The organism is uncultured Microbacterium sp. (assembly GCF_964244775.1).
Classification (GTDB): domain Bacteria; phylum Actinomycetota; class Actinomycetes; order Actinomycetales; family Microbacteriaceae; genus Microbacterium.
Genome location: NZ_CAXTJR010000002.1, coordinates 114,722 through 127,217, shown reverse-complemented (window position 1 = coordinate 127,217; position 12,496 = coordinate 114,722). Strand labels below are relative to the sequence as shown.

The following is a 12,496-nucleotide window of genomic DNA, read 5'->3' as shown; positions in this document are numbered from 1 at the left end:
GTGCTGCCCGCCGGGACGGCTACTTGCGCTTGTCGGCGGCGCGACGGTCCGCTCGGTTCTGCGGAGCGGGAGCGCCGGCGGGCACGTCGGTCCGCTGGCCGAACGCTCCACGCGTCGGGGCCGGCTCCGGAGCCTGGGCCGGGGCGGCTGAGGCAGCCGCAGCGGCCTGGCGCACGCGGTTCGTCGACCCCTGCTGCACCTGGCCGCGGTCGTTGCGCACCTCCACCTCGCCGGCGTCGTTGGCCGCCGAGTACTCCAGGCGCTGGCCCTCGACGGGCACCGCGCCCAGACCCTTCGCCTCGACCTGCGGGATCGCCTCTTCGCCGTCCGCCGCGCGGCGGACCTCGACGTCGAGGTTGTACAGGTAGCCGACGGACTCTTCCTTGATCTGGCCCATCATGGCCTGGAACATCTGGTAGCCCTCGCGCTGGTACTCGATGAGCGGGTCGCGCTGTGCCATCGCCCGCAGGCCGATGCCGTCCTTGAGGTAGTCCATCTCGTACAGGTGGTCACGCCAGCGCCGGTCGAGGACCTGCAGCACCACGCGCCGCTCGAGCTCACGGGTCGCGGCTTCGCCGAGCCCCGCCTCGCGGGTGGCGTAGGCGATCTTGGCGTCGGAGAGGATCTCGCGCTTGAGTCCATCCGTCGTGATGCGACCCTTCGTGCCGGCCTCGGCCACGACCTCATCGATCGTCACACTGACCGGGTAGAGGGTCTTCAGCTCGGTCCAGAGCGCGTCGAAGTCCCAGCTCTCGGTGTGCCCGCTGCCGGTGTGATCGTCGATGACGGCGTTGATCGCGTCTTCGATGAAGTGCTGCACGCGGTCGGCGATGTCATCGCCCTGCAGCATGTGACGGCGATCCGAGTAGATCGCCTCACGCTGACGATTCAGCACGTCGTCGTACTTCAGGACGTTCTTGCGCAGCTCGGCGTTGCGGGCCTCGACCTGCGTCTGCGCGCTGCGGATGGCCCGCGAGACCATCGTCGATTCGATCGCGACGTCGTCGGGGAAGTTCGTACGGGCCAGGATCGCTTCGGCCGCACCGGACTGGAACAGCCGCATGAGGTCGTCGGTCAGCGACAGGTAGAAGCGGCTCTCACCGGGGTCGCCCTGACGGCCCGATCGACCGCGCAGCTGGTTGTCGATGCGGCGCGACTCGTGGCGCTCGGTGCCGAGGACATAGAGACCGCCGACGGCGACGACCTCGGTGCTCTCACCGGCGACACGTTCGCGCATCTGCTCGTAGACGCTCTCCCACTCGGCCTCGTACTCCTCGGCCGTCTCGACCGGGTCGAGCCCGCGGGCTTTCATCTCCTGCACGGCGAGGAACTCGGCGTTACCGCCGAGCATGATGTCGGTGCCTCGACCGGCCATGTTCGTGGCGACGGTGACGGCACCCAGGCGTCCGGCCCGGGCGACGATCTCGGCCTCACGCGCGTGGTTCTTCGCGTTGAGGACCTCGTGCTTGATGCCCTTCTTGGCCAGCAGCCGCGAGAGGTACTCGCTCTTCTCGACACTCACCGTGCCGACGAGCACGGGCTGACCCGATTCGTGGCGCCCCACGATGTCTTCTACGACCTGGGCGAATTTGGCCTGCTCGTTCTTGTAGACGAGGTCGGACTGATCCTTGCGCACCATCGGGCGGTTGGTCGGGATCGGGACGACGCCGAGCTGGTAGGTCGACATGAACTCGGCCGCCTCGGTCTCGGCGGTACCGGTCATGCCGGCGAGCTTGTCGTACAGGCGGAAGTAGTTCTGGAGCGTGACGGTGGCCAGGGTCTGGTTCTCGGCCTTGACCGGCACCGCCTCTTTGGCCTCGATCGCCTGGTGGATGCCCTCGTTGTAGCGGCGCCCGACGAGGATGCGGCCGGTGTGCTCATCCACGATCATGACCTCGTCGTTCATCACGACGTAGTCGGTGTCGCGCTTGAAGAGGGCCAGGGCCTTGATCGAGTTGTTCAGGAACGAGATGAGCGGGGTGTTCGCCGACTCGTAGAGGTTCTCGATGCCGAGGTAATCCTCGACCTTCTCGATGCCGGGCTCGAGGACGCCGATCGTGCGCTTCTTCTCGTCGACCTCGTAGTCGACGCCTGCCTCGAGGGTCTTGGCGATCTTGGCGAACTCGACGAACCAGCGGTTGGCCTCTCCCGACGACGGCCCGGAGATGATCAGCGGGGTGCGGGCCTCGTCGATCAGGATCGAGTCGACCTCGTCCACGATCGCGAAGAAGTGCTCGCGCTGCACGAGGTCCTGCGACTGCCATGCCATGTTGTCGCGGAGGTAGTCGAAGCCGAATTCGTTGTTCGTGCCGTACGTGATGTCGGCGAGGTACTGCTCGCGGCGCACGTCGGGGGTCTGGCCCGCGACGATCACGCCGGTGCTCATGCCGAGCGTGCGGTACACGCGGCCCATGAGCTCGGACTGGTAGCTCGCCAGGTAGTCGTTGACGGTGACGATGTGCACGCCCTTGCCGGCGATCGCGTTGAGGTAGGCCGCGAACACGGCGGTCAGCGTCTTGCCCTCACCGGTCTTCATCTCGGCGATGTTGCCGAAGTGCAGGGCCGCGCCGCCCATCAGCTGGACGTCGTACGGGCGCTGGCCGAGCGTGCGCTTGGCGGCCTCGCGGACGGCGGCGAACGCCTCGGGCATGAGCTGGTCGAGTGTCTCGCCCGCTTCCAGACGCGAACGCAGCACGGCGGTCTCACCGCGCAGCTCGTCGTCGGTCAGCTGCGCGTAGTCCTCTTCGAGGGCGCTTACGGCCTTCACGACCTGCTGCAGACGGCGGAGGATTCGACCCTCACCGGCACGGAGCAGTTTCTCGAGAGGATTGGCCACGAAGGTACTCCATCTGTCTGGTGGTGGCGCCGGAAGCGCCAGTGCCGGCGCTCAGCACTCAGGCATACGGGGCCATGTTACCTGCCTGTGACCTTGGAATGGGCTGGGGATGCCGGCCCCGGGGTGCTCCCGCGCCCGGGCGCCCTCGAGCTGGCTGAGAGGCGGCGGCTGCAGCATCCTGTCCTGTTTTCACCGTCCTGTGTTCGCTGTCCTGTTTCGACTCAGCCACGACCCACTACCCTGAATTGTGTCCACTCACGATGTCTCGATCGAGGCCGAGGCTCCTGCTGAGCCCGCCGCGATGACTTTCTCCGATCTGGGATTGGGCGACGCGGTGCTCAAGGCACTCAGCGATGTCGGCTACGAGACCCCCTCCGCGATCCAGGCGGCGACGATCCCGACGCTGCTCGCAGGCCGCGACGTGGTCGGGCTCGCCCAGACCGGCACCGGCAAGACGGCGGCGTTCGCGCTGCCGATCCTCGATCGGCTGGACGTGTCGCAGAAGAGCGTGCAGGCGCTGGTCCTCGCCCCCACCCGCGAACTCGCCCTGCAGGTGTGCGAGGCGTTCGAGAAGTACGCCGCGCACGTCAAGGGCGTCCACGTGCTGCCCGTCTACGGCGGGCAGGGCTATGGCGTGCAGCTGTCCGCGCTCCGCCGCGGCGTGCACATCGTCGTCGGGACCCCGGGCCGCATCATGGACCACCTCGACAAGGGCACGCTCGACCTGACGGAGCTGAAGTACCTCGTGCTCGACGAGGCCGACGAGATGCTCAAGATGGGCTTCGCCGAGGATGTCGAGACGATCCTGGCCGATACCCCCGACACCAAGCAGGTGGCGCTCTTCTCGGCCACGATGCCCGCCGCGATCCGGCGCATCTCGAAGCAGTACCTGAACGACCCGGAAGAGATCACGGTCAAGACCAAGACCACGACCTCGGCCACGATCGCCCAGCGCTACCTGATCGTGTCGTACCAGCAGAAGATCGACGCCCTGACCCGCATCCTCGAGGTCGAGAACTTCGAGGGCATGATCGTGTTCGCCCGCACGAAGAGCGCCACCGAAGAGATCGCCGAGAAGCTCCGCGCCCGCGGGTACTCCGCCGCCGCGATCAACGGCGACATCGCGCAGGTGCAGCGCGAGCGCACCGTGAACCAGCTGAAGTCGGGCAAGCTCGACATCCTCGTCGCGACGGATGTCGCGGCCCGGGGCCTCGACGTGGAGCGCATCTCGCACGTCGTTAACTTCGACATCCCGACCGACCCAGAGTCGTACGTGCACCGCATCGGCCGCACCGGCCGCGCGGGGCGCTCGGGTGACGCGATCAGCTTCGTCACTCCGCGCGAGCGCGGGCTCGTGAATGCGATCGAGCGGGCTACGCGACAGCCGCTCACGCTCATGCAGCTGCCCACCGCCGACGACGTCAACGTCACCCGCCTCGCACGGTTCGATGACCGGATCACCGCGGCACTTGATCAGACCGAGCGCATCGAGGGCTTCCGCGATGTGATCGCCCACTACGTGCGCAACCACGACGTGCCGGAAGTGGATGTCGCGGCCGCCCTTGCCGTCGTCGCACAGGGCGAGTCTCCGCTCCTGCTCGAGCCCGAGCCCGTCCGGCCCCAGCGCGGGTTCGAGGACCGCGGCGACCGTGGCGACCGTGGCGACCGACCCGGCCGGTTCGACCGCGACGACCGCGGCGAGCGGCCCGAGCGCCGCCCGCGCCCGACGAGCGGGCCGATGGCCATCTACCGCATCGCGGTCGGCAAGCGTCACCGCGTCGAGCCGCGCCAGATCGTCGGCGCGCTCGCCAATGAGGGGGGTCTGGGCCGCGGAGACTTCGGCGTGATTCAGATCCGCCCCGACTTCTCGCTCGTCGAGCTGCCCGCAGACCTGCCGCGCGAGACCCTCGACCGCCTGTCGGGCACACGGATCTCGGGCCAGCTCATCCAGCTCCGCCTCGACACCGGTGGCCCGGGTCGCCGGCAGGGCGACGACCGCCCCGCCCGCAAGCCCCGCCACAAGGACTGACCCCGTCAACGCAATGCACCCTCGATCGCCGCATTGCACCCTCGATCGCCGCAGTGCACCCTCGATCGCCGCAGTGCACCCTCACGTCCCGTCGTGCACTTTCCCGGCATGCAGGCCGCTCCGAGCAGGCACTCCTAGGATCGAGACATGGCTGGATTCTGGGGCAAGCGCAAACGTGAAGAGCAGCAGGCGCTCGCCGCCCAGGATGCGGATCTCGCGCGTCGCGCCGAATCCGCCCTGGTCGCAGCTGACGAGAAGATCCGGCTCACCACCGACGAACTCGACTTCGCCGAGGCAGAACTCGGCGTCGGGTCCACCTCCGAGCTGCGCACCTCGCTCGCATCGGTGCGCCACCATATGGGCGAGGCCTTCCAGCTCAACCAGCTGAACCACGACGAGATCCCCGATACGGCCGAGGAGCTGCGCACGCGCAACGCCCGCATCGTGCAGCTGTGCGAATGGGCCGAGGATCTCATCGAGGCCAAGACCTCGGTACTCGCCGACAAGATCGCGACCGCGCGTCGCGCGCCCGAGATCATCGCGGGAGTGCGGGCGGATGCTGTCCGCTTCCGCGATCGGCTCCCCCAGGCGCGCGAGACCGTCGCACGGGTCGCGGAGCGCTACAGCGCCGACGCCCTCAAGCAGGTGGCCGCAAACCCCGACGAGACCGAGCAGCTGCTCGCATTCGCCGAGCACAGCGCCGACGTGTCGGAGCGCCGCCGCAACGCCGGGCAGCGCGAGCAGGCGAACCTGGCTCTGGAGACCGCAACTGAAGCGGTGCGGCGCGCCGGCGTGCTTCTGGACGCCGTCGAGTCCTTCGAGATCGAGGCGCTGCGCGCCGAGTCCACTCTCGCCGCCGTCGTGGAGGATTCGCGCGACGACCTGATCGTCGCGCGCTCCGCGCCGCAGGTGCCCGCCGTCACGGCAGCCGCGAAGGCGCTCGAGCAGGCTCTCGCAGCGCTGCCGCCTGCCGCTGCGAAGACCGACCCGTTCGCCGAGCTCACCCAGCTGCGCGAGGCGAACATGGCTCTGGATGCTGCGATCGCCGTCGCTCAGCAACGTGCGGCGCATCCGCTGCCCACCGTGGAGCAGATCCGGCACGCCGTCGACGACGCCGACCGGCAGCTCGCGGTCGCCCGCAGCGTCATCGCCGGGCATCGTGGCTGGATCGGAGCGGATGCGCGCACCCGGCTCGCGGAGGCCGAACGGATCCGTGTCGACATGGAGGCGCTGCCCGGCGGCGAAGACTCGCTCGAGCCCGCCTTCCAGATGGCGCGGCGATCGGCGCTCCTGGCCAGCGAAGCGCTGCAGCTCGCGCAGCGCGACATCGATTCATCGCGACCGCAGAACGGCGGCTGGGGTGGTGGGCCGCAGCAGGGAGGCGGTCGCGGCGGCGGAATGGGCGGGATGGGCGGCATCCTCGGCGGTCTCGTGATCGGCAGCCTGCTCGGCGACATGTTCGACGGCTGACCTGCCCCCTTTTTGGCGGTCGCCAGCGCCGCCGCCGGCGGCGGTGATCGAGTAGGCGCGCAGCGCCGTACCGAGATCAAGACCTGCGTAATACGTCGGTCCGAGGGATCTCGATACGCTCGCTGGCGCTCGCTACTCGATCACCGCGCCGCGGGGAGCGCGAAGAATTACGAGGCCAGCTCGATCGGCGGCGCGGCGGCCGTCAGCGAGATCACACCGTAGTCCCAGCCCTTGCGGCGGTAGACGACGCTCGGGTGATCGCTGCGGGCATCGATGAAGAGGAAGAAGTCGTGCCCGACCAGCTCCATGCGGTCGACGGCCTCCTCCACCGTCATCCACTCCGCATCGAAGTTCTTGGTGCGGATCACCACCGGCGTGTAGTCGGCCTCGTCGTCGACTGCGACGACCGGGATCTCACCGGTCGCGACGGCGCGGAGCACGTCGGCGGATGCCGGACGCACGTCGATGCCCTGCAGCTCGCCGCTGCCCTTGTCGAAGTTCGCGCCGCGCGGGTGGTTGCGCGCGTCCACCCGCTTGTCCTTGGCACGCCGCAGCTGCTCGGTCATCTTGTCGACGGCGAGGTCGAGGGCGGCGAACTTGTCGCCGTCGACCGCTTCGGCACGCACGACCGGGCCCTTGCCCGTCAGGGTGAGCTCGACGGTGTCGTCTTCCACGTGACCGTTGTGATAGGCGCTGTGCGTGACTTTGATGTCGAGTCGCTGCGCGCGAGGCGCGAGGTTGTCGATGCGAACGGCCTTCTCTTCGACGACTGAGCGGAATCGATCCGTGATGCTCACTCCCACGCCGACGATGCTGGTTTCCATCCTTGACCTCCTTGTTCCGGGTCCGCCGGGTCAAGGGCGGACCGCGAGTCGCCTTGGTGCCCCCCACGCTAGCCCGGGGCGGTCGGCATGTCACCTATGGGTTTGGGATGCCGTAACCCGGCGTTCATCGAGGACTCCGGCCGAGACGCGGCGTCGCCGCGATGGTCGCGGCGCCCAGTACGACGGCTCCCGCCGCACGCAGCGCTCGAGCGGCCTCGTCGAGCGTCGCACCCGTGGTGACAACGTCGTCGATGATCACCACCCGCATGGCGGCGGCATTGCGCGCCCTCAGGCTGCCGGCGACGTTGCGTCGGCGAGCGGTCCGCCCGAGCGATCGCTGATCGGCCGTGCCGCGCCGGATCACCAGCAGCCGCGCGAGGGGAAGGCCGGCGCGACGGGCAACCAGGTCGACGACGCGGAACCCGCGGCGGCGGTACGCCGCCCGCGACGTCGGTACGGGCACGAAGACGATCGACCGGGCACCGGCCCCCGCCCCACGACTGCCGGCGGCTGCGCCTGCGGCCTCGCGCAGGGCGCCGGCGAGCGGCCGCGCGAGCGAGGTGCGACCCTCCTCCTTGAGCGCACGCAGCACGCCGGCGCTCACCCCCTCGAACCGCACGCCGCTCCACACCGGGAGGCCCGATTCGAGCCGCCGCTGCTGCACGCGGGGCGCCAGCGCCGCCCGGCAGGCGCGGCACAACCCGACGTCCGGCTCGTCGCATCCCGCGCAGTCGACGGGGAGGGCGAGCGCCAGCGCCTGCGCGAGCGCCGTCCGCACGGTCGCCTCGAGCCATGCGGCGTCGGCGGGACGGGTCGATCCGCGATCACGCATCCCCCGATCGTGCAGGCGCTGCGCCGGCGTCACGCGCGGGGCGACAGCATCCGTGCACCGACCGCCTCCGCGATGCCCTTGGGGAGGGCACGACCTATTGCGGCAACCCCTGCTGCGTCGCCAGCACGAGCACGCCCGCGGCGATCTGCTGCCAGTTCGACCCGCGCTTGGCGTAGAGCACGCCGGCTTGATCGCGCATGCGGACCGTGGTGGTCTGGTTTGCTCCGGCGACCGCGGTGATCGCACTCGGACCGGCGACCGTGGTCGACGGACCGCCGATCGGCTGCTCCGTGACGACCGCCGTGTCTCCCGACGACGTCACTATTCCAACCGTGGTGTCATCGAGCCACGCGATGCCGATGCCCGACCCCTGCGGCTGGCTGAGTTCAAGCGGCCCGCCCAGCTGACGCGGGACGCCTGCCGTATCGCGGACGACGCCGAAGATCCACGCGGCCGAGCGCCCGCCGCTCGTCACCAGCGCGGCGAGGCGCGTGCCGTCGCGCGACAGTGCGATCGACGACACCTGCGTCGCGCCGTTCCACGTCGCTGCGATCGCTATCCGCTGCCCGTTGCCGTCGTAGGCGGCCAGGGCGCCCGGCTGATCGCGCGGGACGCTCCAGACGAAGCCGAGCGGGTCGATCGTGGGGTCGATCAGCTCGGAGCGGTCGTCCAGCTCCGTGACGACGCCGGTCGCCGCAATCCGCCCGACCGAGCCCGACGCGAATCGCACGGCCGCGACATCGCGATCAGGACCGACCTGCACCGCGACGGGCGCGGCCTTGACGATTGCATCGGAGAGACCGCGGATGCTGTCGCTCTGCACCGTGTCGCCGTTGAGGTAGCCGAACCCGGCCGCGGTGAGTACCAGGGGGGTCGCATCGACCTGCGTCGAGCGCACCGGTACGGTCGTGGCGTTCAGCGGCGTGCCGCCCACCGACATCTGCACACCGGTCACCGTGGCCGTCTTCAGGCTCGCCTCGAGCTGCGTCTGCATCCGATCGAGGGCCTGCGGGTCGACCGTCAAGGCCGCGCGATTCAACTGCACCTGCGCGACGCTGTCGACGATGCGGACGGAGGGCGCGTCGAGTTGCACGCTGTCAGGGAATGCCGAGAACACCGAGTCCTTCAGCCACGGTGACGCTCCGCCCAGGAGCGCGCTCGCGATGCTCGTGGTGGAGTTGGTGGTGGGGAACCAGCGCAGGTCGGGCACGAGGAACTGCCGGCCCAGATCGAAGTACATGAGCGAGTAGCGGTGGTAGACGCTCGGGAAGACGTTCTGATCCAGCACGATGCCGTCGGGCGCTTCGCTGATCCGCCATTCGCCGTCGGGTTGCTTGGCCAGGCGGAACAGCAGCCGCGTCGAGCCGGAATCGACCGTGTAGACGCCGGTGGCATCCACACTCGCCACCGAGGTCAGGGTGAGCGCGATCGCCGCGTCGGAGGCAGCCGGCGAACCAGTGCCGCCCGAGCCAGTGCCGGTCGAGCCAGAGCCATCCGCCTCCTCGCCGTAGTTGCGGGTGCCGACGTCGATCGTGACACCGGTCGTCGGTTTCCAGGTGTCGCGGATGCCGGGCGCCAGGTACTCGCGCGCGACGCTCCAGCCGTTCGCCGGCCCCGGGCCCGAACCGGCGCGGATGAAGCCATCCACGATCTGCTGCGGCGAGGCACCCGGCTGCGGGCTGTCGGGCTCGAACACGAAGGCGGGCGCGGCGCCGTCATCGCCGGCGTTGAGACCCGGTTCGACCGGGCCCGATGTCGGAAGACCCGCGCATGCGGTGAGGAGGGTGGCCGTGACGACCGCGAGGGCGACGGCAGCGAGGCGGCGGCGTGCGGCGCTGTGGATGCTCACGAGGCACCTCCGCCGCGGGTGGTGGCCGCAGCATCCCGCGGGATCTCGATGGGCTGCGTCAGCCCCAGCGCATCGATGCCGGCCGCGCCGTCGTCGCCCGCGTCGACGGGAATCGGCGATGCCCCGGCGATCCGCTCCGCCGTGCGCGGCAGGGTGAGCACGAAGTTCGTGCCGCGGCCGAGCTCGGACCAGACCGCCAGCTCGCCGCCGTGCAGGCGCGCATCGCCCAGGGCGATCGAGAGGCCGAGCCCCGTCCCGCCGATCGTGCGCTTGCGCGACGGATCGGCGCGCCAGAACCTGTCGAAGACGCGATCGACGTCGTCGGCCTTCATGCCCAGCCCGAAGTCGCGCACTCCGATCGCGACCGCCTGTTGGTCGCTGTCGACCGTCACGACGATCGGCCGGCCCTCGCCGTGCTCGATCGCGTTGCCGAGCAGGTTGCGGACGACCCGGCGCACCCGCCGCGGGTCCATGTCGACGGGGGAATATCCGCCGGGGGCCACGAGACGCACGTCGGTGCCGTGCTGGTCGGCGAGCTGCTGCATCGACTCGATGACGTCTTCGGCCAGATGCGCGAGGCTCGTCGGCTCGAGCTCAAGCTGCACCGACCCGGCGTCGTAGCGGCTGATCTCGAGGAGGTCGGTGAGCAGTGTCTCGAAGCGCTGCACCTGCGCGTTGAGCAGCTCGGCCGCCCGCGCGGTCGACGGATCGAAGTCTTCCCGCCGGTCGTTGATCATGTCGGCGGCGAGCCGGATCGTCGTGAGCGGCGTGCGCAGTTCGTGCGAGACATCCGATACGAATCGCTGCTGCACGAGCGACAGATCGGCGAGCTCTTTGATCTGCGACTCGATGCTGTCGGCCATCGCGTTGAACGAACGGCCCAGGGTCGCCAGCTCGTCCTCACCGCGCACCGGCAGCCGCACCCCCAGCTCACCGGCGGCGAGCTGGGCACTCGTGTCGGCGGCCTCGCCGATCGGGATCGTGACCGATCGGAGCACGAACCACGAGATCGCCCCGATCAGGAGGATGAGCCCGATGCCGACGATCCACAGTGTGCCCTGGATGAATCCGAGGGTCTGCGAGGCACTCCCGAGGTCGTACGCGAGATACAGCTCATACGCGCCGACATCGGGCACGACCAGCTGCTGGCCGACGATGATGCCGGGGAGCACGCCGCTCTCGGTGGGGAGGGCGACCGACTGCCACCACTGATTCTGCGGCTCGGCCTGCACAGACGAGCGCAGCTGAGCGGAGATCAGGTTCTGGTCGCTGAGCAGGCCCGAGCTGAAGTCCTGCGGGGCCAGGACCGAGGGCGTGCGGTCGATCCGTCGCACCGTGATCGAATCGCTGGATGACTGCTGCGCGAGGTTGTTCTGCACGCTCGTCATCAGATTCTGGATCTGCAAGACATCCCCCTGCACGACCGAAGAGTCCAGCGTCTCCTGTGCGGCCGTCGTGGCGCGCCGCGCGTCGGTCTGCACCTGCAGCAGCCGCGACTGGAACAGGTCGTTCTGGATGGCCAGGGCCATCCAGATGCACGCGATGAGGATCGCGAGGGCCGTCAGCGCAACGGTGATGAGGATCGTGCGGAAGCGCAGCGAACGCCGCCACAGGGCCGTCAGATTGCCCGGCCACGCGCGCAACTCGCGCCATCCGGTCAGGGGCGTGGGGCCGGCCGTGATCGCGATCCCAGACGTCGACGTGGTCTTCGTCGTTCGCGCGTTCGAGCCGGCCATGGTGGCCTCAGACGACGGCGCCGGCGCGGTAGCCGACGCCGCGCACCGTGGTGACGATCGTCGGGTTGTCCGGGTCGAGCTCGACCTTGGCGCGCAGGCGCTGCACGTGCACGTTCACCAGACGCGTGTCGGCCTTGTAGTGGTAGCCCCACACCTGCTCGAGCAGCATCTCGCGCGAGAAGACCTGCTGAGGCTTGGAGGCAAGTGCCACCAGCAGCTCGAATTCGAGCGGCGTGAGCGCGATCGCGATCTCACCGTGCTTCTCAGCGCGGCGCACCTCGTGCGCGGCCACGTCTACCGTGAGGTCGCCGATGCGCAGCACCTCCGCAGCCGACTGCGCGGCCGGGCGGAGGCGGGTGCGGATGCGGGCCACGAGCTCCTTCGGGTTGAAGGGCTTCACGATGTAGTCGTCGGCGCCGACCTCCAGGCCCTTCACGACATCGGCCGTGTCGGTGCGTGCGGTCAGCATGATGATCGGGATGCCGGACTCGGCGCGCACGCGCGTGCAGATCTCGATACCGTCCATGCCGGGGAGCATGAGGTCGAGCAGGATCAGGTCGGGACGCTCCTCCCGCCACACCTCGACGGCCTTGGAGCCATCGGCGCAGAACGCGGTCTCGAAACCCTCGGTCCGCAGGACGATACCGATCATCTCCGCGAGGGCGGTGTCGTCATCGACAACCAGGATGCGTGAAGTCATGGACAGCGGTTTTCCTTCTTGCCGGTGAGGCATGTGCGACCGACCGGGGTGCGCGACGGTGCGCGCGCCTTCCCCTGCCGCTCTCACAGAGTAATAGACGGTCGCTGGGCAGAGCCCGAGTACGCGCGGGCCCTCGAGGGGAGATGACCCTCATGTGAGGACCATGACACGATAGGACCGCGCCCGCATGGCGCACCGAGTCTCCGCACAGAAGGCGAAG

General features: G+C 69.4%; 8 protein-coding genes. 2 read left to right on the top strand and 6 right to left on the bottom strand.

Annotated features, from left to right (window positions below; genetic code table 11):
* Window positions 1-19 precede the first annotated feature (19 nt).
* A complete protein-coding gene (gene secA, locus ACFE6Z_RS05795) occupies window positions 20-2,836 on the bottom strand; it encodes a preprotein translocase subunit SecA (protein ID WP_375384763.1) in 2,817 nt (938 codons plus the stop codon).
* Between the two features lie 301 nt (window positions 2,837-3,137).
* Between secA and ACFE6Z_RS05790 the strand changes: the two genes are divergently transcribed.
* Both ACFE6Z_RS05790 and ACFE6Z_RS05785 read left to right on the top strand, forming a co-directional pair.
* Complete coding sequence (locus ACFE6Z_RS05790; protein ID WP_375384995.1) at window positions 3,138-4,865, top strand: DEAD/DEAH box helicase; 1,728 nt, start codon at window positions 3,138-3,140, stop codon at window positions 4,863-4,865.
* Between the two features lie 147 nt (window positions 4,866-5,012).
* Window positions 5,013-6,335, top strand: a complete 1,323-nt coding sequence (locus ACFE6Z_RS05785) for a hypothetical protein (RefSeq protein ID WP_375384762.1) — start codon at window positions 5,013-5,015, stop codon at window positions 6,333-6,335.
* 167 nt (window positions 6,336-6,502) lie between these two features.
* On the opposite strand, the gene hpf is transcribed toward ACFE6Z_RS05785, so the two are convergent.
* The 5 genes from hpf to mtrA all read right to left on the bottom strand — a co-directional run bounded on the left by hpf (window position 6,503) and on the right by mtrA (window position 12,276).
* The gene (hpf, locus tag ACFE6Z_RS05780) at window positions 6,503-7,159 is read right to left on the bottom strand and encodes a ribosome hibernation-promoting factor, HPF/YfiA family (protein WP_375384761.1); all 657 of its coding nucleotides are present in this window, start codon (window positions 7,157-7,159) and stop codon (window positions 6,503-6,505) included.
* A gap of 124 nt (window positions 7,160-7,283) precedes the next feature.
* A complete protein-coding gene (locus ACFE6Z_RS05775) occupies window positions 7,284-7,991 on the bottom strand; it encodes a ComF family protein (protein ID WP_375384760.1) in 708 nt (235 codons plus the stop codon).
* A gap of 94 nt (window positions 7,992-8,085) precedes the next feature.
* Window positions 8,086-9,840: an LpqB family beta-propeller domain-containing protein gene (locus ACFE6Z_RS05770; RefSeq protein ID WP_375384759.1), complete on the bottom strand. Its 1,755-nt coding sequence runs from the start codon at window positions 9,838-9,840 to the stop codon at window positions 8,086-8,088.
* Window positions 9,837-11,576, bottom strand: coding sequence for an MtrAB system histidine kinase MtrB (gene mtrB, locus ACFE6Z_RS05765; RefSeq protein WP_375384758.1), 1,740 nt, complete (start codon window positions 11,574-11,576; stop codon window positions 9,837-9,839). Before mtrB ends, ACFE6Z_RS05770 begins: the two co-directional genes overlap by 4 nt.
* A 7-nt stretch (window positions 11,577-11,583) precedes the next feature.
* Complete coding sequence (mtrA, locus tag ACFE6Z_RS05760; protein ID WP_375384757.1) at window positions 11,584-12,276, bottom strand: MtrAB system response regulator MtrA; 693 nt, start codon at window positions 12,274-12,276, stop codon at window positions 11,584-11,586.
* Window positions 12,277-12,496: the final 220 nt, after the last annotated feature.

Excerpts from the sequence above, each read along its gene's own strand:
- ACFE6Z_RS05785 (WP_375384762.1), top strand. The coding sequence starts at position 5,013 with ATGGCTGGATTCTGGGGCAAGCGCAAACGTGAAGAGCAGCAGGCGCTC.
- mtrA (WP_375384757.1), bottom strand. The coding sequence starts at position 12,276 with ATGACTTCACGCATCCTGGTTGTCGATGACGACACCGCCCTCGCGGAG.
- mtrB (WP_375384758.1), bottom strand. The coding sequence starts at position 11,576 with ATGGCCGGCTCGAACGCGCGAACGACGAAGACCACGTCGACGTCTGGG.
- ACFE6Z_RS05775 (WP_375384760.1), bottom strand. The coding sequence starts at position 7,991 with ATGCGTGATCGCGGATCGACCCGTCCCGCCGACGCCGCATGGCTCGAG.
- hpf (WP_375384761.1), bottom strand. The coding sequence starts at position 7,159 with ATGGAAACCAGCATCGTCGGCGTGGGAGTGAGCATCACGGATCGATTC.
- ACFE6Z_RS05790 (WP_375384995.1), top strand. The coding sequence starts at position 3,138 with ATGACTTTCTCCGATCTGGGATTGGGCGACGCGGTGCTCAAGGCACTC.